Raw genomic sequence first — 24,197 nt, 5'->3', positions numbered from 1 at the left:
CGTCCGCGGGCGGACGCGGGGCGGTCAGCCGCCGCCTCTGGCCCCGGTCGCCGCGGCCGACGGGGGCACCGGAGGGTCGCCGGCCGGCACCTGGAGCATCGCATAGTTGATCGTTGTCTCGTTGCGCAGCACGGTGAGCACCACCATGTCGCCGGGCACGCGGGCGCGCAGGTAGCTCTCCAGGCCTGCCAGCGAGTGGACTGGCTGCCCATCGACCGCGAGGATGACGTCGCCCGGCTCCAGCAGCGGGGATGTGAAGCTGCGGATATCCATGCTCGCGATCCTCGCGCCCTCTCCGGTGGTCGGCTGGATGGTGAGCAGCCAGGGCGCCGGGACGGAGGTGGCCGTCGGCGCGTGGCTCGACCGCTTGTCGCGCTTCTCTGGCCTTGCGATCGCCGCCGGGCTCGCCGGCGCGCCGGTGCGCTGCTGCGTGTCCTCGGCGCGCTGATGCATGTCCTCGGCGCGCTGCTGCGAGGCCTCGACGCGCGGGCAGTCGCCGCGGCACGCGCTGACCGCCAGCGGGACGAGCGGCGTGAGCACCCCTGAGAGGCGTCGAACCCACCCGTACGCGCCGCGCGTCCGGAGGGGCTGATCCCGCTGTTGACTGCCATGCATGGCCCCGGCGTCCTCCGCGTGTCCTCTGCGCGTTCGCCACGCGTGCTCACGTGGCTCACGTCAGTTCACGTCGCTACACGTCGCTCACGTCGCCCACGTCGCTCACGTCGAGAGCTGCAAGATCCCAACCACCGATTCCCCGCCGCTGTCCGGGCCGTTGTTCGGCGCGCGGCGAAGACCGGGGCAAGGCGGGCGCGGAGGCGTTCTTCTCTCTATCTCGCTGCGCCCTCGCAATTCCGTCTCTCGCGAGCCCGAGCGGCGTCCTCGCGCCTTGAACTCACCGGAAAGCAGGGAGGGTGTCCGTCCCCGGCGCGCCGCGCTCATGGGCTGGCGGGCCGTGGCGCCGGGCCGAAGTGCGCGGGGAACACCCGCTCGAGGAACTCGTTGCGCAGGAGCCCGTCGGGATCGACGAGCCGTTTCAGGCGGACGAACTCCGGGAGCGCGTGCGCGTACATCGCCTGGAGGTGCTCCGCTGTCGCGTGGACGTTCTTCACCAGGTAGACGCGGCCGCCGAGCTCGAGCGCGCGCGCGCTGAGCTCGCTGAGGCGGAGGCGGAGCCGGTGGGCGCTCTCTTCCTCCGAGACCTCGAACGCGAGCGTCACAGCGAACCCGTCGGTCCCGTGGTTCGCCGAGAGGAGGAACTGGTCGCCCTGGATGTGGAGCACGTCGATGAGGAGCGGCGGTATTCCGTCTCGGGTAGCGATCTCATCCACCTTGCCCAGGAAATCGACGAGCCGGCGCAGGCTGTCCTCCGGGGCGCGCGGGTCGTAAGGGATCATGAACGCTTGCTGCACCGTGAGCATGGGCATCCCGAAGGTCTGCGCGATGCGCTTCGCGCGGACGTTGCCGTCCATGAAGAACAGGTAGCCCATGAGCTCATCGACGTACGGGCGTGAGACATCGAAGAGGAAGCGGTCGATGAGGGTCCAGAGGCCCCGGCTCACCACGGACGCGCGCATCAGCCACTCGATCGGGACGCGCAGCAGGTGCCGGGGGCGATGGATCAGCAGCGGGCGGAGCTCGTTCGAGGTCCCCGGGACGTACCGCGACCGGAGGACCATGCTCTTGCTCCCCTCCAGGGTATGGAAGGCGATGGAGAAGAGCGCCTCCGGGATCCACCCGTCCTCGAGCGCGGTGCCTCCCTCGGACTGCAGGAGCTGCTCCGGGCGTGGGAGGAGCGCCGTCGCGAGCTCCTCGAGCGAGGTGCAGCGCGTCGCCTGGGTGACGACCCGGATCGGCGTCCCTGCCGGGGCGACGCGCGCGATGCGGTACGTGACATCGATCACCGCGCCGAGGTAGCCGAGCCCGCCGATCACCGCGTGGAACAGCGCGCTCGTCGCGTCATCGGGGCTGAGGGAGAGCAGCTGTCCGTCGAGGCGGAGGAGGGAGAGCCGCTCGACGTAGTGTCCCTCTTTGCTGGCGATGCCCGAGAAGCGCGAGAGGCAGTCCCCCGAGACCGTGCCTCCCGCGGTGGCGTGGCTCGTCGAGACGACCGTGTAGGGCACGAAGCCGCGGGCGGCGAGCTCGCGGGCGATGGCTCCCCAGGTGGCGCCGGCGCCCACGGTCATCCGCGCTCCTTGCGTGTCGATCTCGATGGATCTGAAGTGGTGCATCGAGATCACGATGTCGTCGTTCAGCGCCTGGCCGTCGAACGACTGGCCTCCGGCGCGGAACGTGATCCTGCGCCCTGTCCGCTTCGCCATGCGGAAGAGCACCCTGAGCTCCTCGACCGACGCCGGGAAGTACACGTCTCCGCACGATCGTTGCAGCCCGCTGTAGCCCTGGAGCGAGAAGAGCGGTCTCCGTCGGATCTCGTCGATCCGTGGCGCCAGCGGCGCTTCCCCGACGTGGGCGAGCCCGGCGCCGCCGCGTTCGTCTTCGCGAGGGGAGCCCGAGGGCGACCCGCCGATGAATCGAGCGACCATGTTCAACCCGACGGCTGGCAGCAATGAACCTCGCCCGTCGTCCTGGCCCAATCGGGAGCAGCGCGCATCCTACCAGCTTCGCTCGAGCCGCCCCGGCCGGCCAAATTAGCCGCTGTTTTCGCGTTTCAGCCGTAGATCCCCGGGTCAGCGGCGTTAACCAAGCTCATACCAACGTGAACGTTTACGTGGTCGTGGTCGTGGTCGTTTACGTGGTCGTGGTCGTGGTCGTGGTCGTGGTCGTGGTCGTGGTCGTCAACGGTAAGCCGTGAACGACCACGACCACGACCACGACCACGACCACGTAAACGTTCACGTAAACGTTCACGTAAACGACCACGTAAACGTTCACGTAAACGACCACGTAAACGTTGAGAGGTGGGAGAACGCGGCGCGAAGCGTTGGTTAACGCGTAAGAGCCCCCGGGGAGGGGGCTCTTACGCGGGGCGCCGACGGGCAGGTGTCCGAGTGTCGCTCAGAACCCGCGGAGCTCGACGTGGATGTTGCGCCGGTGCGCCGACTGCTGGAAGCGCCGGAGGAGCTCTGCGACGTCATGGTCGATGTAGGAAACCCCCTGGGCATCCACGACCACGTGGGTGTCGCTCGGCAGCCGCTCGAGCAGCGTGACGAGCTTGCCCTGGGTGAAGAAGTAAGCCGCCTTGTTGAACCGGATGGTCACCCGAGCCCCCTCGTGGATCACGTCGAAGACCCGGGACATCTGGGTCCTCAGCACGAAGAGGACGCCGACCGCCAGGCCGATCGCGATGCCCTTCAGGAGATCGGTCAGCACGATGGCCACGATCGTCACCACGAACGGGATGAAGTGGTTCCAGCCGAGCTGGCGCATCTCGGCGAAGATCTTGGGCTTGGCCAGCTTGTAGCCGGTCACGAGCAGGATCGTCGCGAGGCACGCGAGCGGGATGCGCGAGAGCAGCCCCGCGGCGAAGACCACCGCGAGCAGCAGGAGCGCGCCGTGCGTGAAGGCGGAGAGCCGCGTCCGCGCGCCGGCGTTCGTGTTGGCGCTGCTGCGGACGATGACCGACGTGACCGGGAGACCGCCGGCGAACCCGGAGAGCATGTTGGCGAGCCCCTGCGCGACGAGCTCCCGGTTCGGCGGCGACTTGCGGTGCCACGGATCGATCCGATCCACCGCCTCCAGGTTGAGCAGCGTCTCGAGGCTCGCCACGATCGCGAGCGTCACGCCCAGCACCCACACCTCGGGCCGCAGCATCGCCGATAAGTCCGGGAGCTGGAGCGCGCTGACCAGGTCGCCCGTGGGCAGCGTCACGAGGTGCTTCTGCTCGAGGGCGAGGGACGGGATCGCCGCCTTGAACAGCTCGTTGCCGAACGTCGCGACGAGCACGGCCACGAGGGGCGCGGGGAGCCAGGAGATCTTCGCGAGGCGCGACTTCTCCCACCCGACCAGGATGGCGAGGCAGACGGCGCTGAGGAGGAACGCGCCCCACTCGATGGCCTGCGCCGCCTGGCCGATCATCGTGAAGGTGTTGCCGCCGTCGGCCTTGAACGACTCGGAGGCGAAGTTGTCCTTGTCGAAGCCGACGGCGTGGGGGAGCTGCTTCAGGATGAGCAGGACGCCGATGGCCGCGAGCATCCCCTTGATGACCGAGGAGGGGAAGAAATGGCTGATCGCGCCCGCCCTCAGCAGGCCGAGCCCGAGCTGAAGGACGCCGCCGATCACCACGGCCATCGCGAACGCCTGGAAGCTCTGCAGGCTGGTGATGCCCGCGAGCACGATGGCGGCGAGCCCCGCCGCCGGGCCGCTCACGCTGAGCTGAGCGCGGCTCACGAGCGGGATGACGAGCCCGCCCACGATGCCGGCCACGATGCCGGAGAGGAGCGGGGCCCCCGACGCGAGCGCGATGCCCAGGCAGAGCGGCAGGGCGACGAGGAAGACGACGAGGCCGGCCGGGATGTCGTACTTGAGGTTCGCGGTGAGGCGCGGATCGAGCGGCGGCGCGCTCTCCGCGGGCGGCGATTCCCGGCTCGCACCCGGGCTCTCGGAACTAAGCGCCACGGCGCCGGCGGGATTCACCCCCGCGCCTGCATGGATAGGATTCGGAAGCTGCATCGAACGGGCCCTCTCAATTCGAGTTAAGACGTGGATCGGTGTCGAACAGGCGCTCAGATGGCCCGCCGGTAGACCGCTGTCTCCGGCAGCGCCGACGGGGGCGCCGCGTCACCGATCGGCCCGAACTGGCCGGTCGAAGCCTCGAATTGAAAGACCTGTCCGGTCTCGATCTTGAAGACCCAGGCGTAGAGAGAGAGCTCGCCGCGCGCGAGCCGCGCGCGGATCGTCGGGTGCGTCCGGAGGTTCTCGACCTGGGCGAGCACGTTCTCCTCCACCGTGATCGTCAGCCGATCCGCCCCCTCGATGTGCGGGTAGTTCTCCTGCACCAGGCGGCGCGTCAGCTCCGCGTGCTGGAGCCACGCTTTGACCGCCGGCAGCTCGTCGAGGCCCGAGGGATCGAGCAGCCCGCGCATCGCGCCGCAGAGCGTGTGGCCGCAGACGATGATGTGCTTGATCCCGAGGTGCGCGACCGCGAACTCGATCGCGGCGGCCTCGCTGCCGTTGCTGGCGCCGTACGGCGGCACGATGTTGCCGACGTTGCGCACGATGAAGATGTCGCCCGGCTGGGTCTGCGTGATGAGGTTCGGGTTGATGCGGCTGTCCGAGCACGTGATGAACAGCGCCTCGGGCCGCTGACCCCTCGCCAGGTGGCGAAAGAGGTCTTGATGTGTACCGCACACCTCCGAATGGAACTTGTGCAACCCGTCCGCGAGCTTCTGCATGGAATAAACCCTCTCGTTGGCCGCGCCGATTTGGCGCGGCGATCGTCGTGAACACCTCCGATTCCAGCGACTCCGAGCCGGACCGCGAGCGGCCTCGGCCACGGAGCTAGCCTATCAGTTCAGGAAGCGTGGTGGAGGACGACGGAGGGGAGGGTGGGGGACGGGGGACGGGACGCGGACGGGCCGGAGATCGGCGACGAGGACAGCGCGCGGCGGCGCCGCGCCGGCGCGCGGCGCCGATCGGGAGGCGACGGAACGACGGGCCCCGTCGCGGACCGGCGGCTGCAAGGCCTCGAGCACACCGTCGTTCTCGCTGGCCCCGGTACGAAACGATCCCGAAACATCGGAGTTGCCGGCTTCGATGATGCTGATATTCGCCCGTCCCAGCGCAGCGGGGGCGAGGATCAGCAGGAAGAGCAGCGCGATCCGAGGGAAAAATGACCGGAGGGCCAGCATCGTTCGAGGAGTGACAGGCTGTCGGCCGCGGGAACCAGGGACGCGCCCTGTCTATTCCCTAACCTGGCAGCGGTCTCGGTTCGTCGCAAGACACAACGAGGTGCAGATCGTGTGGGGCAGAATGTCCCGATCTGGGGCGGACGTCTCGCGCCTGAGCCAGCACGGCGCCACGTCCAAATACCCGTACCAGCGACAGAATTCAACCCGCCGTCAATGCCGTCACGATGGCGTCGCGGCAGGCGCGCATCTCGTGCTCACCCGCATATTTATAACGAGGCCAGAAGAAGCCCTTGAGACCGTCCCGCTGACGGCGCGGGACCACGTGGATGTGCACGTGGGGGACGCTCTGACTGACGCGGTTGTTGATGGCGACGAAGGAGCCATCTGCGGAGCATGCGGACTCGACGGCGCGCGCGAGGCGCTGGGCGGTCGCGAAGAGCGGACCGACGAGCGACGCGGGAACATCGGTGAGCACCGCGTGATGGGCGCGCGGGATGAGCAGGCAGTGGCCGGGGAAGAGCGGGCGGTGATCCAGGAACGCCAGGACCTCCGGCTCGTCGAGCACGACGTGGGCCGGCGTTTCGCCCCGGGCGATGCTGCAGAACACGCAGGGGCGGGACGGCATGGTGAGCCTCGCGCACTTCGATGCCGCGCGGCCTGCCTGGCGTCAATGCCGGCCGCGCGGGCAGCGGCGCGCGGCCGCTGTCACGGCGACGCTGGGCGCGCGCGGCCGTGGCCACGCTGGGCACGCGCGGCCGCGCAGGGCGCGCGCGGTCATCAGTGGCTCGCCAGGATGGCGTCGATCGAGCCGTAGGTGGCAGGCTCGCGCGTCCAGTAGTCCAGGAGAAGGCCGCCGGCCGTCATCCAGGCCCTGTCGAAGCCGCCGTCCTGCGACGTGACGCGCACGACGTGGTCGCCGCCGTGGAACGCCCAGTGGCGGCCCGTGTGGTCGAAGTGGTCGATGAGCGCGCCCTGCCGCGTCTTGACGTGGAGCGCGTCGGAGGGATCGTCCCACGACGTGTCGACGATGAGCTCGTAGACCTGCCAGAGGTTGCCGGACGGCAGCACTCCCCAGTCCACCTGGACCCCGGAGTCGTTCGGGAGCCCGAAGACGAAGCAGCGGGGCATGCGCCGCGCCGCGTGCCAGAGATCGCCGTTGCGGCTCTGCTCGTGGTGGAGCGTCACGAGCGTGTCGCGCGCGAGGCCGAACGCGTCGTTGTCGCCGGGGCTGTCCCACACCTGGCGGAAGAGGTGCTGGCAGAGCTGGTCGGCCCCGGCGGAGAACCCGACGGTGAGCAGGCCCCGCTGCCGGCGCTCGTGCAGGAGGCGCCCGAACTTGCCGGGCTCTCCGTCGAACATCGCGCCGAGCTGCTTGTAGCGCCAGAGCCCCGTCGTGCTGTAGCCGCCGCCGAGGATCACCACCTCGGACGACGCGAGGTAGTGCCACAGGACGTCCACGTCCTCCCTGCGCAGGTTGCTGGTCCAGTAGAACGGCACGTGCTCGAGGCCGAACCGCTCGTAGAACCGGAAGAACCAGCTGAAGTTGCCGTACGCGAACTCCTGCCGCTCGCGCTCGTTGCCGTCGCGGGGCGCCTCGGACATCGGCAGGAACAGGATGCGCTTGTTGTCCCGCCCCGAGAGCGCCCGCTGCGCGATGTAGCGGTCGTGGATGAAGTTGCAGCGGTTATGGGAGCTGTAGAGCAGCGCGGTCCCTCTCATGAGGGCGCGCATCTGAGCCGCTCGCCGCGCCTCGCGTCAAGGGGCCGCTCTAGGCGGGCGAGCTCGGCGCGTCGACCTGCGAGGTGCGGCGCCGGTCGGGCTCGGCCGCTCGTTGGTCGACCACGCACCACGCGCCGCGCGTCAGCCGCGCCGCACCTGCTGCATCTTGCGAGGGATGGCGCCCGAGCGCATCAGCATCTCGAACGCCTCCTTCTCGAGCATCGGGTGGACGCCGCGCGGCGGGACGCCCATGGGGCTCTTCTTCTTCGTGACGAAGCCGCTCAGGTACTGCGGGTTGAGCGCGCTCAGGCTCCGCAGCGTGGTCTTCATCTGCTTCGTGTTGTTCGCCCACGCATAGGCGAACGCGCGCGAGCGGAGCAGCTGCGGCTTGAGCTCGGCGAACGCCTCGTCGTTCGGATCGAAGGTCTCGAGCAGCTCGACCGCCTTCCCGGCCTGGCCGGTCCGGGCCCACGCCTCGCCGACGATGGCGGCCATCATGGCGCGGATCCTCGGCTCCTTGTGGCGGGTCATGTCGATCTTGTCGACGAGCGCCCGCGCCTCGTCCGTCTCGCTCAGGATGAGGTGGATCATGCCGCGCTGGGCGCGCGCCTCGTCGGCCATCGGGGCCATCACCTTGTCGAGGTTGATGGTCTCCAGCGTCCGGAGCGCGGCCCGCGGGTCCTCCTGCATCTGGAGCTGCGCCTTCGCGAACGTCGCGGCCGCGTCGTCCTTCTTGAACTCCGTGTCGAGCTTGGCGATCGCGTCCTTGCGGGCCTCGGCGGAGTCGGCGGTCTGCACGATCTGCGCGACGGCGCGCGTCCGGGTCGCGAAGCGCAGCGCCCACACGATGACGCCGCCGACGATGACCGTCAGGACGCCGGCGGCCGCCTTCGGCCAGACCCCCGGGATGGCCAGGGCGATGGCCCAGACGATGAGCGCCGGGATGCCGACGCGGATGGCGAGCGAGCGCGGGTTCAGCTGGGAGAGCGGGTCGGCCGCGGGCTTTCCGCTGCGGAGGGCGGCGATGGCCTGCTCGCGCTGCTGCTTGGGGCTCTGCTTCTTCGGGGTGGGTTTGCCGGGGGTCTTCATCGAGGTCGTGGAGCTGATTTCCTGCGCGGGGCGCGGGGTCTCATAGCCGGCTTGCGGGGGAGCGGCCAGCGGAGGCGGACGGGCGAGCCGATCGGCCCCGGGGAGGGGGCTCGGGCGGGCGGAACTAGCTCGCAGCCCTGTCGGGGTCGCTGCTGCGGGCGCTGGGCTCGCCTTCGGGCTCGGCGGCGGGGACAGGCGTGGAGGCCGGGCGGGAGGATTCGAAGCCGCGCAGCGGCGGGAGCGGCTCGATCGCGGGGGCGATGATCGGGACGCCGCGCTGCGGCGGGATCGTGGCCGTCGGATCGGCGAGGCCCAGCGTCGACTCGCGGAAGTGGAGGAAGATCGTCTGCGCGAGCGAGAGGCAGGGGACCGCGAAGAGCGCGCCGGTGATCTGGAAGAAGTGCTCGCCGACGAGCAGCGAGAGCACCACGAGGACCGGGTGGATCTTCGCCGAGTCGCCGATGATCTTCGGGTTCAGGAAGTTCGCCTCGAGCTGGTGGATGCCCACGATCCACGCGAGCACGCCGGCCGCCGTGCCGAACGACTGCGTGAGGCCGATGAGGACCGCCGGGACCGAGCTCAGGATCGAGCCGAAGATCGGGATCAGCGACATCACCGCCGCGAGGACGGAGAGGATCGGCCAGTACTTGAGGTCGAAGAGCCAGAAGCCGATCGCGGAGAGGACGCCGTTGACGAGGCAGATCAGGAGCTGCCCGCGGACGACGCCGGAGAGCCCCCGATCGAGCCGGCGCAGGAACCGATCGAACGAGTCGCGCGAGGTCGGGTGCCAGAGCTCGCGGAAGAAGCGCAGGATCTTCTCGTGCGTCAGGATGATGTAGCCGGCGAGCATCAACGTCATGAAGAGGTTGAAGATGCCGCGCGAGATGGCCGTCGCGATGGCCTGCCCGATCCGGAGGACCGCGAGCGAGTTCTCCTTCAGGTAGGTGGCACCCTTCTCGTAGCCCTCCTGGAGCATGTTCGCGCTGGAGAGCCCGCGGTGCCTCGGGCGCGCCTGCGCGATCTGCCAGACGCCGTCGCGCGTCTCGCGGACCTCGACGTCGTCGGCGATCTGCACGTCGAACGAGCCGTCCGGCCCGGGCAAGATGCGGATCGGCGGGCGCTCGGCGCTCTCCTCTCCTCCAGCAGGGGCCGCGCTGGAGTCGGGCGGCCGCGCGGCCTGATCGGGCTCCTGGGCGGGCGCGTTCGCCGGCGGCGGCGCCTCGGGCTCGCGGCCCGACCAGCGGTTGAGCCGCGCGTCGAGCGCGGGCAGGTACTCCTCGCGGAGGCGCGCGGCGAGGCGCGGGGCCTCGGCGGTGAGCGCCTTCCCCTCGGCGATGAGGCGCGGGACGCTGAGGGCGAAGAAGCCCGCGATCCCGGAGAGCACGAGCGCGTAGACGACGAGGATCGCCGCCCACCGCGGGACGCGCGCGCGCTCGAGCCGGAGGACCGCCGGCGTGAGCACGTACGCGACCACGAGCGCGAGCACGAACGGGAGCAGCACCGCGTGGGAGACGATGAGCAGCGCCGCCGTGAGGACGGCGCTGACCGTCAGGAACACGGTGCGCCGCGAGGGGCCTTCGCTCACAGCGCCTCGCCGCGCGCGGCCCGGCCGTGGGTGCCCTCGTCGACGAGCGACGCGGGGAGGTCGGCGAAGAAGCCGAGCAGGTGGTCACGCGTCGCCTCGAGCGCCTGCGGGACGACGCGGACGTCGGCGAGCACCGGCATGAAGTTGGTGTCGCCGGGCCATCGCGGGACGATGTGGACGTGCAGGTGCTCGGCGATCCCGGCGCCCGCCGCGGTGCCAAGGTTGATCCCGACGTTCATGCCCTCGCACTTGAGCGCGGCGCGCAGGCGGGTCGTCGACTCGCGCACGAGGCGGAAGAGGGCCTCGTGATCGGCTGGCTCGAGCGCGTCGAGCGAGGCGACGTGCGCGTGCGGGACGATGAGGAGGTGGCCCGACGCGAACGGGTAGCGGTTGAGCATGACGAACGCGCGGCGGGTCGTCGCCACGACCAGCCGGTCGCGCTGTTCATGCTCGGATGCGCGGGGAATGCCGCAGAAGATGCAGTCGGCCTGGCCCTTCGGCGCAAGGATGTAATCGATGCGCCAGGGCGCCCACAGGGGGTTGCCCATGTCGCGGAGACGCTAGCACGGCGGCAACGCGCGCGGGGCCACCGCTCGCTCGTCGCCGCGCCGTCCTCGCAGTTGCCGCGCAGGCGCGCCTCGCCTTCCGCCGCCCCGCCGCAGCGCCGCCGAGGGGGCTCAGAACTGGATCGGCGTGGCCGCGAGATCGAACCAGAGCGAGAGGCCAAGCCCGGCGGAGGTGCCGAGCGCATCCCAGACGAAGTCGCGGACCGAGGGGGTGCCGTGCCCGGCGGCATCGTAGACCTCCTTCGCCAGCCCAGCGCCGAGCGCGACCGCGGCGCCCACCGCGAGCCGCTGGCGGAGGTCGCTGGTCGCGAGCGCGCCGAGCGCATAGCCGCCGCCGGCGAGGGCGATTGACGCGCAGAAATGGCGCATCTTGTCATCGCCGAACCACGGGTCGGCGGCGCGGAGCGGGGCGTAGGCGCGCCCGAGCGGCTGCGCCTGGAACCCCGCCCAGGGAGCGGCCGAGGCGCGGGGGCCGCCGGCGCGGGCAGCGGGAGCGGCCGAGGCGCGGGGGCCGTCGGCGCGGGCAGCGGAAGCGGCCGAGGCGCGGGGGCCGTCGGCGCGGGCAGCGGGAGCGGCCGAGGTCCGGGGGTCGTCGGCGCGGGCAGGAAGAGCGCTGAGCGCCAGGGCGGCGAGGACGGGCGCCCCGAGGGCGGAGCGCGCAAGGAGGCCTCTCATCGCGGCATCGTCCGCGGCCTCGCGGAAAAAGCAAGAGGCGAGGCCCTGGGGAGGGCCTCGCCTCTCGTCGACATCGGGTCCACACGGCGAGCCGAGGGCACCGGGGCGCCCTCGGCCCGCCGCACCTGACGTGCGGCGGGTGAGCGCCTGGCGCGCGGCCGCGTCAGCGACGCCGCGCGCCGGGCAGCGTCACTTCAGGTCCAGCTTGGCGCCGAACTTCTCCTTGATGAGATCACCGATCGTCCCGGCCACCGGCTTGTCGTCGTCGTCCTTGCGCTTCTGCTGCTGCTGCCGGACCGGGGCGGGGCGCTCCATGCCGATGTTCTTCATCGTCAGGAAGAGCCGGCGATCGACCGTGTCGAGCGACGAGATCTCGGCCTTCACCTTGTCGCCGACCTTGAGCTTGCCTTCCTCGGGCTCCTGCACGTCGCCCTGGGAGATGAGCCCCTCGACGCCCTCGCGCAGCCGCACGAACACGCCGTAGTCGACGATGCTCACCACCTGGGCGTCGTCGAGGACGCGGCCGGGCGGGTACTCCGTCAGCATGCTCGGCCACGGATCGTCCCAGAGCTGCTTGATGCCGAGGGAGACCTTCTTCTCGTCGTGGTTGATCGAGAGGATGATCGCCTCGACGTCGTCGCCCTTGTGGTAGAGGTCGCTCGGGTTGTTGACGCGCACCGACCACGAGAGATCGCTCTTGTGGACCATGCCGTCGACGCCCTCCTCGATCCCGACGAAGACGCCGTAGTCGGTGAGCGATCGGACCTTGCCCGCGATCTTGTCGCCGGGGTGGTACTTGTCCGTGAACAGCATCCACGGATCGGGCTCCAGCTGCTTGAGACCGAGGCTGATGCGCTTCGCGCGCGCGTCCACCTCGAGCACCTGGCACTCGAGCTCCTGGCCCACCTCGAGCAGCTTCGACGGGTGCTTGACCTTCTTGGTCCAGCTCATCTCGCTGACGTGGATGAGGCCCTCGACGCCCGGCTCCAGCTCGACGAACGCGCCGTAGTCGGTGATCGACATGACCTTGCCGCGGACCTTCTTGCCCGCCGGGTACGCCTCCTCGGCGTGGTTCCAGGGGTCCTCCTGGGTCTGCTTGAGGCCCAGGGAGACGCGCTCGGTGTCGGCGTTGTACTTGAGGACCTTCACGAGGACCTCGTCGCCGACCTGGAACACCTCGCTCGGGTGGTTCACGCGGCCCCACGACATGTCCGTGATGTGCAGGAGGCCATCGATCCCGCCGAGGTCGACGAACGCGCCGTACTCGGTGATGTTCTTGATGGTCCCCTTGACGGTCATCCCTTCCGTCAACGTCTCGAGCGTCTTGGCCTTCATCTCGTCGCGCTCGCGCTCCAGGAGCACGCGCCGCGAGAGCACGATGTTGCCGCGCTTCTTGTTGAACTTGATGACCTTGAACTTGTAGGTCTGGCCGATCAGCTTGTCCAAGTTGCGGATCGGGCGGAGATCGACCTGAGAGCCCGGGAGGAAGGCCTTCACGCCGCCGCGGATGGTGACCGAGAGGCCGCCCTTCACGCGCTGGCTGATCGTGCCCTCGATGAGCTCGTCCGCCTCGCAGGCGTTCGAGATCTCATCCCAGACCTTCATCTTGTCGGCCTTCTCCTTCGACAAGGTCACGAGGCCGTCGTCGTTCTCCCGGCTCTCGATGTAGACGTCGACCTTGTCGCCCGCCTTGACGGCGCTCTGGCCCGCGGCGTCCGCGAACTCGCGGAGCGCGATCACGCCCTCGCTCTTGCCGCCGATGTCGACCACGACGGAGTCGCGGTTCACTGCGACCACGGTGCCGGAGATGATCTCTCCTTCACGCGCGAAATCGCCCCCCTCCACGCTCTGTTCGAAGAGCGCGGCAAAGCTCTCCATGCTCGCCCCGGACGAGCCAGCCTCCATATGGATGTTACTAGTCATGTTGTTCGTTCTTGTTTCCTTTCCTTCCCTGGGATTCGCCGCGCGGGCGCAGTCGTGGACCCTAGGTGCCACGCACGAGCGGCGGAGGGGCAGGCACACGCGTACCGATGCACCCGGGCCCCTCGGGAGAGGCGAGCCTGTAGTCTGAGGAGGGGCCTCTGTCAATGCAACGACCGAGCCACTGGAGGTTTTTGTAGGTCCGGTCCGTTTTGGTGGGAAGGATGTGCCCGTCCGCTCAAAGCAGCGCGATCTCAGGGCGCGGCGCCCGGCGCGGCGCCGTCGGCGTTGCGCGCGGCGCGGGCGCGGTGTGCGAGCTCTGCGCAGGCGCGATCGAGGCCCTCGTAGGGCCATTTCGTCCGGATCTCGACGAGCTCTCCCTGCGCGAGGGCCTGGGCTCCCTCGAGCGCGGCGCCCGCGCCGACGACGTCGACGGCGTCGGGGAGCACCGCGAGGGCGAGCTTGAGGCTCCCGAGGAGCGCCTGCGTGTCCGGGACGAGCGCCGCGGCGGCCTCGCCCGACGCGGGCGCGAGGCGCATCGAGAGCGCGGGCTCCGCGCCGAGGGCGAGGGTGCCCGAGGCGTGGTCGATGCGGCGGAACAGCGCTCCGGCCCGCGGCAGCACGCGGGAGGCAGCGGTGGCGGCGCCGGACCACGCGGCGCTGGTGAGCGCGAAGGTGACGGCGCCCTGCTCGGGCAGATCGAGGCGCCGCCACTCGTCGGACGCAGGCAGCGCGGCCCTCACGATCTCGGCGTCCGTGCCGAGGACGAGCGTTCCGTCGTCGGCCTGGCCGAGCACGGCGCGCGGCCCGACGAGGAGGAGCTCGCCTTCGCGGCGGACGCCGGCCCAGCCCTCGTCGCGGGCGACCTTCTCCATGCCGGCGACGAAGCGGCCCTTCGGGATGCGCCCGCCCGCGAGCGCGACCCAGCTCGTGGCGTCGGTCGACGCGACGACGATCTCGCGCAGATCCGACGGGAAATCGAGCCCGGTGGCCGCCTCGATGCGCGCCTTCCGCGACGCGGCCTGGGGCGCGTCGTCGAGCAGCGGGAGGAAGTGCCGGCGCACGGGGCCGAAGAGCGCGAGGTCGGCGGCCTCGAGGCGGACCACGATGTTCGCGTCGCCCGGGATGTGCTGCCGGGCCGTCGGCACATAGCGCCAGAAGAAGAGGTAGACGCAGAGCGCCGCGCCGGCGAGCAACGCGGCGATCGCGATCGCGAGCACGAGGCACGCGGCTCCGCGGGGGCGGCCCGGGCGCTGCGGGGCGGCGGGGGAGCCTTCGCCGGGCGGCGCGGGGCGCGCCTCGGCGGGGGCGGCCCCCGGCGCCTCCGCGGGGTCGCCCTCGGGCGCGGCGAGGTCGTCGGTCACGGTCGGTCGGATCGGTTCTTCGATCAGGGTGTCAGGCATCGGCTTAGCCGGGGGAGCGCCCGGACAGCAGGGCGAGCACGAGGGGCGCAGGGAAGAGCCAGCGGAGCCGCACGGTGCTCTCCACCTGCTCGATCGAGAGCTCCTTCATGAGATCTGCGTAACGTACATCCTCGACGTTGTCGCGGAGCACCTCGAGGAACCGGCGGGCGCGCCCCGCGCCGGCCGCGTCGACGCCGACGAGCTCCACGTCGAGGCGCACCCCTTCGTCATGGAGTGACGCCACGGCGCGGACGCGCGCGACGCCCGCGACGAGCGCGCCGATCGACGGGAAGCGCCGCGCGAGGTAGGGGGGCAGCCGGCGCGCGTGCAGGTCGAGGCTCACGAGCCCCTCGGCGGCCGGGTCGCCGCGGCGCGCGTCGGGGCCGTCGCGGAGGACGCGCGCGACGCTGCTCACCTCGACCGCCGACACGAGCGCGACGGCGCGATCGCCGAGCGCGATGATCCGCGCCGTGTCGGCGCGCGATCCCGCGACGCCGCCGCGGCGGTCGAAGACGGCGACGCCGTCCTGCGCCGCCCGCGCCGGCTCCCAGCGGCCGGGATCGGGCGTGAGCCCGGCCATCCGACCCTCGAGGACGACCACGCGATCGCCCTCCTCGAGATCGGCGAGCCGCAGGCCGAGCCAGACGACGTCGGCGCGCTGGAGGGCGCTCTCCAGCGCCTCGTCGGGCACCTCGTCGAGCGCGCGCCGGGCGAGCTCGTCCGAGGCCGCCTGGCCCAGGCCGTCGCGCATGCGGGCGACGTCGACGCGCACGACGAGATCGAGATCGGCCGGCAGCAGATCGGCCGGCTCGATGCGCCGGACGACGCGCGGGCCGAGCGGGCTCGCCGCGTCGCGGGCGGGGGGACCTGCGACCTGCGGCGCGGCGTCCCCGCAGGCCGGGAGCCCGAGCGCCATCAGGGCAGAGGCGGCGGCGACGGCGGCGGCGCGGACCTCAGCCGCCGCGCGCACGGATCTCCACGAGGGTCGCCATCTCGTCGATGATCTCCTGCGGGCTCCTGTGCCCGGAGTCGACGAGGATCGCGTCGTCGGCCTTGCGGAGCGGCGCGACGGCGCGCTCGCTGTCCGCCTTGTCGCGGCGGAGCACGTCGGAGAGCGTCGCCTCGAAGCTGACGTTCATGCCGCGCGCGACGAGCTCGTCGTACCGCCGCTTCGCGCGGATCTCGGCCGGCGCCGTCAGGAAGAACTTCACCTCGGCGTCCGGGAACACCACGGTGCCGATGTCGCGCCCCTCGAGCACCACGCCGCCGCCCGCGCCGGCCTGCCGCTGCATCGCGAGCAGCGCCTTGCGCACGGCGGGGATGGCCGAGACCCGGCTCGCGCCGAGGCTGATCTCGGGCGCGCGGATCGCGCTGGAGATGTCCTCGCCGTCGAGCAGCACGCGCATGCCGCTGCCCCCCAGGCTCGACTGGGCCGGGGCGTTCGCGGGCGGGGGGGCGGAGGAGTCGGGCGGCACGCCGTGCGGGCTCCGCTCCAGCGCGATGCGCCCGCCGCGCGCGAGATCCTCGGCGAGCGCGCCGATCGCGCCCTCCTCTTCCCACAGGAGGCTCGCGCGGCGGGCCGCGAGCGCGACGGCGCGGTAGATCGCGCCGGTGTCGACGAGCAGGTAGCCGAGCCGCTCGGCGAGCCCCCGCGCGACCGTGCCCTTGCCGGCGCCGGCCGGTCCGTCGATCGCGACGCGCAGCCGCCGGGGCTCGTCCCGGGCCGGGAGGTGGTGCGCGTCGTCCTGTCGTTGTCGTTCGGTCACCTGCGCTCCTCCTCCTCTCTCGCTCACCGATCGCGCGCTCACGCGGCGCGGGCGCCCTCGACCTCGATGCGCGCGCCCAGGGCGCGCAGCGTCCCGACGAAGAGGGGAAAGCTGGTCGCGATGCAGCCCGCGTCGCGGACGCGCGTGGGCCCGCCCGCGACGAGCCCGAGCACGGCGGCCGTCATCGCGATGCGGTGATCGCCGCAGCTGTCGACGTCGGCCGCGTCGAGCGGCCGGTCGGGCCTGCCCTCGACGAGGAGCCCGTCGGTGCGCTCCTCGCAGCGCAGGCCGAAGGCGCCGAGCACCGACGCCATCGCCGCGATGCGGTCCGTCTCCTGCGCGCGCAGCTCCCGCGCGTCGAACACCTCGGTGAGGCCGCGCGCCCGCGCGCCGAGGCCGAGCAGGATCGGCAGCTCGTCGATGGCGCGCGCCGCGAGCTCGCCGCCCGCGCGCCCGGCGCGCAGGCCGGCGCCGGAGGAGGCGGGCGCGACGTGGATATCGCCGGTGGGCTCGCCGAGGGCCTCTCCCTTGATCTCGACGGCGACGCCGCCATCCATGTCGCGCAGCACCTCGAGCAGCCCGGTGCGCGTCGGGTTGAGGCCCACGCGCCGCGCGGTCACGCGGCTCCCCGGGACGATCTGCGCGGCGGCGACGAGGAACGCGGCCGCGGAGAGGTCGCCGGGCACGTCGAGCTCGAACGCCGGGAGCGCGCCGGAGAAGCGGGCGGCGTCGAGGCAGACCATCGCGCCGACCGAGTCGATCGGCACGCCGAGCGCGGTGAGCATGCGCTCGGTGTGATCGCGCGAGACGATCGGCTCGCGCACGAACGTGGGGCCGTCGGCGTAGAGGCCGGAGAGGAGCAGGGCGCTCTTCACCTGGTCGCACGGGATGGGGATCTCGTGCTCGATCGACGAGAGCACGTGCGGCTCGGGGAGCGGCCCGACGTCGAGCGGCGCCGTGATCTCGCCGATCTTGCGCGGATCGAGCTGCCCCTCGATGTGCCCGCCGCGGAGCCGGAGCGGCTTCGCGACGCGCTCCATGGGGCGGCGCGAGAGCGACGGGTCGCCGACGAGCCGCGAGGCGAAGCGCTGGGCGACGAGGATGCCCGCGAGGAGGCGCATCGTGGTGCCGGAGTTGCCGCAGTCGATGGGGCCGCCGGGGGCGCGGAGGCCGGAGAGCCCGGCCCCGTGGACGACGAGGTCGCCCGGCGACGGCTCCTCGACGCGGACCCCCATGGCGCGCAGCGCGCCCACGGTCGAGAGGACGTCGCCGCCGAGCGTCCCGCCCCGGATGCGGCTCTGCCCGGTGGCGAGCCCGGCGAGGAGGAGCGCCCGGTGGGCGATGCTCTTGTCCGCAGGGACCGGAACGCTCCCGATGAGCGGCCGCTCCGCCGGGTGGACGATGAGGTCGGGCACGGGTTGCCGTGTAGCAGAACGGCGGGCGCAGGCACAGCGGGCGGGGCGCCGAGGGCGCAGCGCGTGCGGCGGGGCGCCAAGGGCGCGGCGGGACGGCGGGACGGCGTGGGCGCAGCGCGTGCGGCGGGGCGCCGGGGGCGCAGCGCGTGCGGCGGGACGGCGAGGGCGCGGTGGGACGGGGCGGGCGCCCCGATGCTAGGGTCGGCGCATCGCGGCGGGTCGACAGGAGGCGGCATGGACGAGGCAGTGGACGTGGCGGCGCGCGTGGCGGCTCGGCTCGGCGCGATCCCGGGTGTGGTGGCGATCGTGCTGGGCGGATCGCGCGCTCGCGGCGCGGGCCACCCGGACTCGGACGTCGATCTGGGCATCTATTACGAGCCCGAGAGCCCGCCCGACCTCGCGGCGCTGCGCGCGCTCGCGCGGGAGCTCTGCGCGGGCGGCGCCGAGGGCGACGTGGCGCCGCTCGCGCGGGAGCTCCACACGAGCGCCGCCGAGGACGTCGTCACGCCGCCCGGCGCGTGGGGGCCCTGGATCAACGGCGGCGCGTGGCTCGAGATCGAGGGGCACCGGGTCGACTGGCTCTACCGGGATCTCGCGCGCGTGCGGCGCGTGATCGCGGAGTGCCGGGCGGGGCAGGTGACGTGCGACTACCAGCCCGGACACCCGCACGGCTTCCTCAGCGCCAGCTACGTGGCCGATATCCACGACTGCCGGCCGCTCTTCGATCCGGAGGGCGCGCTGGCTCCGCTGAAGGCGCACGTGACGCCCTATCCGCCGGCCCTGCGGAGGGCGCTCCTCGAGAGGTTCCTGTGGGAGGCCGGCTTCGCCATCGACACAGCGAGGAAGGCCGGGCGGCGCGGCGACGTGTTCTACGTGAGCGGCTGCCTGTTCCGCGCAGCGGCCTGCCTGGTGCAGGCGCTGTTCGCGCTGAACGAGCGCTACCTCTCGAACGAGAAGGGAGCCCTGCCGAGGACGCGGTCGCTCTCGCGGTGCCCCCAGGGCTTCGCCGACAGGGTGGAGGCGACGCTCGCCGCGCCCGGGGAGGGCGCGGAGGCGCTGCTCGCGAGCCTCGGGCGCATGGAGGCGATCGCGCTCGAGGTGCGCGACCTCTGCCGCCGCGACGGGCCGAGCTGCTAGCATCGGCCGCGACGATCGCGGAGGGCGCCGCGGGGGCGGGCCCGGCGGCGGCGCGTCGAGCGAGGACGAGGAGCCATGGAGTCGATCAAGCTGGAGCACGGTCCGTCGGAGGAGCAGCTGGCGAAGCTCGGGGCGCGCGGCTGGCCCATCTGGACGAAGGAGGTGTCGACCTTCCCGTGGCACTACGACGAGCGGGAGATCTGCTACCTGCTCGAGGGCGACGTCATCGTGACGCCCGCGGAGGGCGGCGGCGCGCCGGTGCGGATCCAGGCGGGGGATCTGGTGACGTTCCCCGCGGGGCTGACCTGCACCTGGGAGGTGCGCTCGCCGGTGCGGAAGCACTACCGGTTCGGCTGAGCGGGGGTCGCGGCGCCGAGATCCCCCCGCGCTCTCTCTCAGAGCACCAGATACCGCACCAGCTCTTATTTCTATTTACTTGGAAGAAGGGCTTGCGCCGGTGCTTCGATATTATTAGAAGTAAGGCGTGCCGTCGACGCTCGAGCGCCACGCCGAACAGCTCGCCGCGCTGGGTCACCCCGTGCGGCTGGCTGTACTGCGCTTCGTGGTACAGGCCGGCACGGAGGGCGCCTCCGCCGGCGACATCCAGGCGCACGTCGGACTCGCCGCTTCGACGCTGAGCCATCACCTGAAGCGGCTCGTCGATGCCGGCGTCCTGAGGACACGCGGGGAAGGGACGTTTCACTACTACAGCGCCGACTACGAGGCGCTCCGTGTCCTCACAGCGTACCTGTGGGAGGACTGCTGCAAGCGCGGCAAGGGTTGCTGCTGATTTTTTTTTGCCCCTCTATTTCGATATTTTTGGAAGGAGAGCGCGCGATGAATGTCCTCAAGCCTCATATTTCCCTCAACGTCTCCAACATCGACACCTCGGTTGCGTTCTACGAGAAGGCCTTCGGCGTACGCGCCACGAAGCGTCGTCCCGGCTACGCGAAGTTCGACCTCGCGTCGCCCTCCTTGAACCTCACGATGCAGGAGGCGCCGCGTACCGGCGTCAACGCGAGCCACTTCGGCGTGCAGGTGGCGAGCACCGAGGATGTGCTCGAGGCCAAGAGCCGCTTCGAGGCCGCGGAGCTCAAGACCTTCACGGAGGAGGACACGGCCTGCTGCTACGCGGTGCAGGACAAGGTCTGGATCGAGGACCCCGACGGCAACTCGTGGGAGGTGTTCGTGGTGAAGGGCGACGCGGCCGTGATGGGGAGCCAGCCCGCGATTCCATCGAAGAGCGATGCCGCGTGCTGCGCGCCTGGGTGCTGCGTCCCGTCCAAGCAGGGCGATGCCGCCGCGCGTTGAGCTCGCCCGCAGGGCCGTCGCCGAGGCGCTCGGGACGGCCCTGCTGCTCGCGACCGTGGTCGGGTCCGGGATCATGGCCGAGCGTCTCGCTGGCGGGAACATGGCGATTGCCCTGCTCGCGAACACGATCGCGACGGGGGCCGCCTTGGTGGCGCTCATCCTGACCTTCGGGTCGATCTCCGGCGCGCACTTCAACCCGGCCGTCACGCTCGCCGACGCAAGCCAGGGCGGGCTCTCCTGGCGCGAGGTGCCTGCCTACCTCCTGGCCCAGGTCGCCGGCGCCTTCGCGGGCGTCGCCGTGGCTCACGTGATGTTCGGCGAGGCCCTCTTCTCGGCATCGCAACATGAGCGTTCAGGGCTCACCCAGATGGTGAGCGAGTTCGTGGCGACGTTCGGGTTGCTCGCCGTCATCTGGGGCGGTGTCCGGAGGCGGGCCGAGGCGGTTCCTTTCGCCGTCGGCGCCTACATCACGGCTGCTTACTGGTTCACCTCGTCGACATCGTTCGCCAACCCGGCGGTGACGCTCGCCAGGGCCGCGAGCGATACGTTCGCCGGCATCCGTCCGGCCGACGCACCGGGGTTCATCGTTGCACAGCTCGCAGGGGCGGCGGCGGCAACGCTGGCGTTTCGCTGGCTCGTTCCTGCCCTGCCCAAGGTCGCCGATCGCGTGGTCGATCGCGCGCTTCCGGAGGATATTCGATGAAGACCGTGCTCTTTGCCTGCGTTCACAACGCGGGTCGCTCTCAGATGGCGGCGGCGTGGTTCAACGCCCTCTCCGATCCCTCCAAGGCGCGCGCCATCTCGGCCGGTACGGAGCCCGGCCCGCGCGTCCATCCCGAAGTGCTCGCCGCGATGGCGGAGGAGGGGATCGATCTCTCGGCCGTGAAGCCCCAGCGGCTGACCGATGCGCTGGCCAGCCAGGCGGCGCTGCTCGTCACCATGGGATGCGGGGAGGTATGCCCCGTGGTTCCAGGGCTTCGCCGTGACGACTGGCCCCTCGAAGACCCCAAGGGCAAGCCGGTGGAGCGCGTGCGAGAGATCCGCGACGAGGTCCGCGTTCGCGTGTCCGAGCTCGTGTCTCGCGAGGGGTGGGCTGCTGCGCGACCGGTCGAGGAAGGCTGAGGATGAGCCGCGAGCCGGCGGGCGCAGCGGAGCACCGGCGATCGCCGCCGGGCGGCGCCTCGGCGCAAGGGGACTGCCGGCAACCCAGGAGGGCGATTTGGTGAGAATTTGTGACCGTGATTTGCAATGCGTTCGCGAGAGCAAATTCGGTTTGTGGGGGATTCAAAGCGCAGGCAGACCTATGTTAGTGCACGTCTGCCCGAGGGATGGACGCCGCTCCGGCCGAGGCCGAGGCTGAGCTGAAAAGGCGGTACCGCGCCGGATTGGGCCGGCGCGGCATCCGGCCCCCTTCGTAGGGCCGAGGTGCGCTTTGCTGCGTTCTGCGCTGGTCATCTGTTGGTCGCACGTGGCGGCCGTCGCGATGTTCCTCCTCGCGCTCGAGCCAGCGTTCGCCGCGCAGCCGCCGCCGCGGTCGCCGCGCGTGACAGCTTTGATCAAGGAGGCAGAGGCCGCCCTGGAGCGGCTCGACGTCGCGCGCGCTCGCGACCTGTGGGCGCAGATCTACGATATCGAGCGTTCTACGGTGGGGATCTGCCAGCTCGGGCAGCTCGACCGCCGACTCGGGCGCTGGGTGGACGCCGTGGTGGAGCTCACGCGCTGTGTGCAGGAGATGCGCCCGCCGGCCACGCCGAGGGAGCGGCGGCTCCACGAGACGCGGCATGCGGACCTGGCGGCGGCGCGGCTCGAGGTGGCGCAACTCCACGTGTTCGCGCCCGCCGGGGCGGCGCCCGTGCTCGTGGACGGGCGCCTCGTGGACGAGAGCGGTCAGATCTACGTGGCGCCCGGGCAGCATGAGATCACGACGATGTTGCCGGATGGCCGCAAGGCACGCTCCATGGTGCACGTCACCGCGCGAGAATCGCGCGTTGTCCTTTTGAGCGCCGAACCGGCGAGCGTGCGCTCGGTCGCTCCGTTGAAGGCGACGCCGGCGGGGGCGCCGGTACGGCCAGCGAGCCCCCCGGCCCCGTGGCTGCTTTATACGGGGTCCGCGGCGTCGGGCGTATTCCTCGTGTCGGGGATCGTGCTGCACATCTTGGCATCGACCGAGGACAGCGCCTTGAGGGAGGAGATGTGCAAGCCCGGCTCGGCGGAGAATCCGAAGTTGGTCGAGGACTTGCACGCCGTGGAGGTGCAGCAGCACATCAGCACGGCAGCCCTCGTTGCAGGTACCGCGCTGGGGGCCGCGACGGTCGCGATGGCGGTGCTGCCGCGCGGCGCCCAGATCCGCGCGAGCGCGGCTGGCGCGGAGGTGCGGTTCTCGTGGTAGAGCCTGGTACCGTCTGGGAAGGTCACCGGATCCTCAACGAGGTTCACGACGGCATGGTCCGCACGTTCCTCGCCCAGCAGGTCGGCGATGAGGCCGCGATCGTCTGGTTGCACCTGCGCGAGGGTCAACCGATGGACCGAACGGCCTTCGCATCCGAGCTCCAGCGCCTGCAGGAGATCGCGCGAGCGGTTCCGCAGGTAGAACCCGTTCTCTACGGTGACGCAGGAGGCCTCTCTGCCTGGGTCGCCTACCGGCGGAGCGACAAGATTAGCCTCATGGACGCGATCCGCGGGGTGGATCTCGGGGTTACCGCGCTGCACACGGTAATCGAGGTCGCCCACGCCATCCAGCGGTGCCACACGCTGGGCGGGTGCCATGGGGCGCTCGGGTCCGACCGGGTGTTCATCACATCGAAGCGGGACTACAGCATCAGCCAGTTCGGTCTGGTCGGGCTATTCCGTATCGAGCCGCACGAGGCCGCGCGGGAGCCGCTGGTGGCGTCTCCTGAGCTGCTGCGCGGCGACCGAGTGAGGCCACAGACGGACGTCTATGGCCTCGGGACGCTGCTGTACGAGCTCGTTTGCCGTCGGTCGCTCGACGTCGGCCAGCCAGGTATGTTGGGGGTGCGGCGCGGTAGGCCCGCGATCCCCGTCGACACACCGCCCGCTGTGGCTGCCGCCATCGAGATGGCCTTGGAAGAGGATCCGCGCCGCAGGTACAGAAACGTGGGCCACTTCATCGCGGTGCTCGAGGGCCTTGTGGACGCCTGGCCCACGCTGGACCGGGCACCGAGCCGGCGCGATAACCACGCGCCCGTCGCCGGCGCGGCGCCGTCGACCTTGCGCAGCTCCCATCTCCAGAGTCGTCGCTTGTCAGCGCCGGTGACGGAAGCTCCGGACACCCGGACGTCCGAGGTGGCGCCGGTGGCAGCGCCTTCGAGCGACGATGAGCATCAGCTGCCGCAGATCCCCCCTCTTGACGGACCATCGCCGACTGCTCCCGCTTCGAAAGAGCCGGTGACGCCACCGCCGCCCTCCCTCCGCCGAGAACCTGGAGGAGAGCCAATGATGGTCCGGAGCGACCCTGTCGCGGCGCCGCCCCACAAGCTGGTGAGGCGCCTTGCTATTCCGCTCGCCGCGACGGCTGCGCTGTGCGCCGGCGCTCTCTGCCTGACGCCCCCGGCGGGGATTGCGCCCCGCGCGGAGAAGCTTGGGACGATGCTCGTGGAGCGAGCATCGCCGCGATCTGGGCAGCGCCGTTTGCCGTCGCCGGAAGGGGCGGCGAGGACCGACTCGAAGGAAGCGGACAGCCGCCCGCGTGCTGCGGACACGCAACGAACGGGCGTGACGGCGAAGGCCGAGCTGCGCCGGCCGTACTGCGAGGCCGGCGATTTTAGCTGTGGTCCTGCGATGTACTAG

At 71.2% G+C, this 24,197-nt stretch carries 24 protein-coding genes; 8 read left to right on the top strand and 16 right to left on the bottom strand.

Translation table 11 applies throughout. From position 1 onward, the window contains the following. Positions 1-24 precede the first annotated feature (24 nt). From WMF14_RS37140 to aroA, 16 genes are all read right to left on the bottom strand, one after another. A complete protein-coding gene (locus WMF14_RS37140; RefSeq protein ID WP_437794043.1) occupies positions 25-615 on the bottom strand; it encodes a PDZ domain-containing protein in 591 nt (196 codons plus the stop codon). 320 nt (positions 616-935) lie between these two features. Next, a complete protein-coding gene (locus WMF14_RS37135) occupies positions 936-2,540 on the bottom strand; it encodes an FAD-binding oxidoreductase (RefSeq protein ID WP_437794040.1) in 1,605 nt (534 codons plus the stop codon). A 205-nt stretch (positions 2,541-2,745) separates the two neighbouring features. Next, a complete protein-coding gene (locus tag WMF14_RS37130; RefSeq protein WP_437794038.1) occupies positions 2,746-2,901 on the bottom strand; it encodes a hypothetical protein in 156 nt (51 codons plus the stop codon). A gap of 111 nt (positions 2,902-3,012) precedes the next feature. After that, a complete protein-coding gene (locus tag WMF14_RS37125; RefSeq protein WP_437794035.1) occupies positions 3,013-4,572 on the bottom strand; it encodes a SulP family inorganic anion transporter in 1,560 nt (519 codons plus the stop codon). 107 nt (positions 4,573-4,679) lie between these two features. After that, positions 4,680-5,348, bottom strand: coding sequence for a carbonic anhydrase (locus WMF14_RS37120; protein WP_437794033.1), 669 nt, complete (start codon positions 5,346-5,348; stop codon positions 4,680-4,682). A gap of 655 nt (positions 5,349-6,003) precedes the next feature. Beyond that, positions 6,004-6,429, bottom strand: a complete 426-nt coding sequence (locus WMF14_RS37115; protein WP_437794030.1) for an HIT family protein — start codon at positions 6,427-6,429, stop codon at positions 6,004-6,006. Between the two features lie 152 nt (positions 6,430-6,581). After that, on the bottom strand, positions 6,582-7,523 hold the full coding sequence (locus tag WMF14_RS37110) for a hypothetical protein (RefSeq protein ID WP_437794028.1): 942 nt from the start codon (positions 7,521-7,523) through the stop codon (positions 6,582-6,584). 141 nt (positions 7,524-7,664) lie between these two features. After that, on the bottom strand, positions 7,665-8,612 hold the full coding sequence (locus WMF14_RS37105) for a hypothetical protein (protein WP_437794026.1): 948 nt from the start codon (positions 8,610-8,612) through the stop codon (positions 7,665-7,667). A gap of 124 nt (positions 8,613-8,736) precedes the next feature. Further along, positions 8,737-10,197, bottom strand: a complete 1,461-nt coding sequence (locus tag WMF14_RS37100; protein ID WP_437794024.1) for an AI-2E family transporter — start codon at positions 10,195-10,197, stop codon at positions 8,737-8,739. Continuing rightward, complete coding sequence (locus WMF14_RS37095) at positions 10,194-10,745, bottom strand: HIT family protein (RefSeq protein ID WP_272104466.1); 552 nt, start codon at positions 10,743-10,745, stop codon at positions 10,194-10,196. Before WMF14_RS37095 ends, WMF14_RS37100 begins: the two co-directional genes overlap by 4 nt. Positions 10,746-10,874: 129 nt before the next feature. After that, positions 10,875-11,438 carry a hypothetical protein gene (locus WMF14_RS37090; protein WP_437794022.1) on the bottom strand — a complete coding sequence of 188 codons (564 nt, stop codon included), beginning with the start codon at positions 11,436-11,438 and terminating at the stop codon, positions 10,875-10,877. Positions 11,439-11,627: 189 nt separating this feature from the next. Continuing rightward, positions 11,628-13,712 carry a 30S ribosomal protein S1 gene (locus WMF14_RS37085; RefSeq protein WP_437794020.1) on the bottom strand — a complete coding sequence of 695 codons (2,085 nt, stop codon included), beginning with the start codon at positions 13,710-13,712 and terminating at the stop codon, positions 11,628-11,630. Beyond that, positions 13,613-14,761, bottom strand: coding sequence for a hypothetical protein (locus WMF14_RS37080; protein WP_437794017.1), 1,149 nt, complete (start codon positions 14,759-14,761; stop codon positions 13,613-13,615). The genes WMF14_RS37085 and WMF14_RS37080 overlap by 100 nt, the downstream gene beginning before the upstream one ends. Before the next feature lie 4 nt (positions 14,762-14,765). Further along, the gene (locus WMF14_RS37075) at positions 14,766-15,731 is read right to left on the bottom strand and encodes a hypothetical protein (protein WP_437794015.1); all 966 of its coding nucleotides are present in this window, start codon (positions 15,729-15,731) and stop codon (positions 14,766-14,768) included. Beyond that, positions 15,715-16,527, bottom strand: a complete 813-nt coding sequence (gene cmk, locus WMF14_RS37070; RefSeq protein ID WP_437794013.1) for a (d)CMP kinase — start codon at positions 16,525-16,527, stop codon at positions 15,715-15,717. Before cmk ends, WMF14_RS37075 begins: the two co-directional genes overlap by 17 nt. Before the next feature lie 38 nt (positions 16,528-16,565). Further along, positions 16,566-17,942 carry a 3-phosphoshikimate 1-carboxyvinyltransferase gene (gene aroA, locus WMF14_RS37065; RefSeq protein ID WP_437794011.1) on the bottom strand — a complete coding sequence of 459 codons (1,377 nt, stop codon included), beginning with the start codon at positions 17,940-17,942 and terminating at the stop codon, positions 16,566-16,568. A gap of 234 nt (positions 17,943-18,176) precedes the next feature. On the opposite strand from aroA, the gene WMF14_RS37060 reads away from it, so the two are divergent. The 8 genes from WMF14_RS37060 to WMF14_RS37025 all read left to right on the top strand — a co-directional run bounded on the left by WMF14_RS37060 (position 18,177) and on the right by WMF14_RS37025 (position 24,197). Continuing rightward, positions 18,177-19,079: a nucleotidyltransferase domain-containing protein gene (locus WMF14_RS37060; protein WP_437794008.1), complete on the top strand. Its 903-nt coding sequence runs from the start codon at positions 18,177-18,179 to the stop codon at positions 19,077-19,079. Between the two features lie 75 nt (positions 19,080-19,154). Further along, complete coding sequence (locus WMF14_RS37055; RefSeq protein WP_437794005.1) at positions 19,155-19,436, top strand: cupin domain-containing protein; 282 nt, start codon at positions 19,155-19,157, stop codon at positions 19,434-19,436. Positions 19,437-19,563: 127 nt separating this feature from the next. Beyond that, the gene (locus WMF14_RS37050; RefSeq protein WP_437794003.1) at positions 19,564-19,869 is read left to right on the top strand and encodes an ArsR/SmtB family transcription factor; all 306 of its coding nucleotides are present in this window, start codon (positions 19,564-19,566) and stop codon (positions 19,867-19,869) included. A gap of 47 nt (positions 19,870-19,916) precedes the next feature. Next, the gene (locus tag WMF14_RS37045; protein WP_437794001.1) at positions 19,917-20,390 is read left to right on the top strand and encodes an ArsI/CadI family heavy metal resistance metalloenzyme; all 474 of its coding nucleotides are present in this window, start codon (positions 19,917-19,919) and stop codon (positions 20,388-20,390) included. Next, entirely contained in the window at positions 20,374-21,093 is a 720-nt protein-coding gene (locus WMF14_RS37040) for an aquaporin (protein ID WP_437793998.1), read from the top strand. The genes WMF14_RS37045 and WMF14_RS37040 overlap by 17 nt, the downstream gene beginning before the upstream one ends. Then, positions 21,090-21,512, top strand: coding sequence for an arsenate reductase ArsC (locus tag WMF14_RS37035; protein WP_437793996.1), 423 nt, complete (start codon positions 21,090-21,092; stop codon positions 21,510-21,512). Before WMF14_RS37040 ends, WMF14_RS37035 begins: the two co-directional genes overlap by 4 nt. A gap of 346 nt (positions 21,513-21,858) precedes the next feature. Then, positions 21,859-22,779, top strand: a complete 921-nt coding sequence (locus WMF14_RS37030) for a hypothetical protein (protein WP_437793994.1) — start codon at positions 21,859-21,861, stop codon at positions 22,777-22,779. Next, positions 22,773-24,197, top strand: a complete 1,425-nt coding sequence (locus tag WMF14_RS37025; protein ID WP_437793992.1) for a protein kinase — start codon at positions 22,773-22,775, stop codon at positions 24,195-24,197. The genes WMF14_RS37030 and WMF14_RS37025 overlap by 7 nt, the downstream gene beginning before the upstream one ends.

Origin of the sequence: Sorangium sp. So ce693, from assembly GCF_051521375.1 — a bacterium.
In the GTDB taxonomy this organism is placed as follows: domain Bacteria; phylum Myxococcota_A; class Polyangia; order Polyangiales; family Polyangiaceae; genus Sorangium; species Sorangium atrum.
Note: the sequence above shows the minus strand (reverse complement) of the source record. Positions and strands in the feature narration are given on the sequence as shown.

Bases quoted from the DNA above. Each gene is read 5' to 3' on its own strand.
- WMF14_RS37140 (WP_437794043.1), bottom strand. From the start codon at position 615: ATGCATGGCAGTCAACAGCGGGATCAGCCCCTCCGGACGCGCGGCGCG.
- WMF14_RS37135 (WP_437794040.1), bottom strand. From the start codon at position 2,540: ATGGTCGCTCGATTCATCGGCGGGTCGCCCTCGGGCTCCCCTCGCGAA.
- WMF14_RS37120 (WP_437794033.1), bottom strand. From the start codon at position 5,348: ATGCAGAAGCTCGCGGACGGGTTGCACAAGTTCCATTCGGAGGTGTGC.
- WMF14_RS37115 (WP_437794030.1), bottom strand. From the start codon at position 6,429: ATGCCGTCCCGCCCCTGCGTGTTCTGCAGCATCGCCCGGGGCGAAACG.
- WMF14_RS37110 (WP_437794028.1), bottom strand. From the start codon at position 7,523: ATGAGAGGGACCGCGCTGCTCTACAGCTCCCATAACCGCTGCAACTTC.
- WMF14_RS37105 (WP_437794026.1), bottom strand. From the start codon at position 8,612: ATGAAGACCCCCGGCAAACCCACCCCGAAGAAGCAGAGCCCCAAGCAG.
- WMF14_RS37095 (WP_272104466.1), bottom strand. From the start codon at position 10,745: ATGGGCAACCCCCTGTGGGCGCCCTGGCGCATCGATTACATCCTTGCG.
- WMF14_RS37090 (WP_437794022.1), bottom strand. From the start codon at position 11,438: ATGAGAGGCCTCCTTGCGCGCTCCGCCCTCGGGGCGCCCGTCCTCGCC.
- WMF14_RS37085 (WP_437794020.1), bottom strand. From the start codon at position 13,712: ATGGCCCTACGAGGGCCTCGATCGCGCCTGCGCAGAGCTCGCACACCG.
- WMF14_RS37080 (WP_437794017.1), bottom strand. From the start codon at position 14,761: ATGCCTGACACCCTGATCGAAGAACCGATCCGACCGACCGTGACCGAC.
- WMF14_RS37060 (WP_437794008.1), top strand. From the start codon at position 18,177: ATGGACGAGGCAGTGGACGTGGCGGCGCGCGTGGCGGCTCGGCTCGGC.
- WMF14_RS37055 (WP_437794005.1), top strand. From the start codon at position 19,155: ATGGAGTCGATCAAGCTGGAGCACGGTCCGTCGGAGGAGCAGCTGGCG.
- WMF14_RS37045 (WP_437794001.1), top strand. From the start codon at position 19,917: ATGAATGTCCTCAAGCCTCATATTTCCCTCAACGTCTCCAACATCGAC.
- WMF14_RS37040 (WP_437793998.1), top strand. From the start codon at position 20,374: ATGCCGCCGCGCGTTGAGCTCGCCCGCAGGGCCGTCGCCGAGGCGCTC.
- WMF14_RS37035 (WP_437793996.1), top strand. From the start codon at position 21,090: ATGAAGACCGTGCTCTTTGCCTGCGTTCACAACGCGGGTCGCTCTCAG.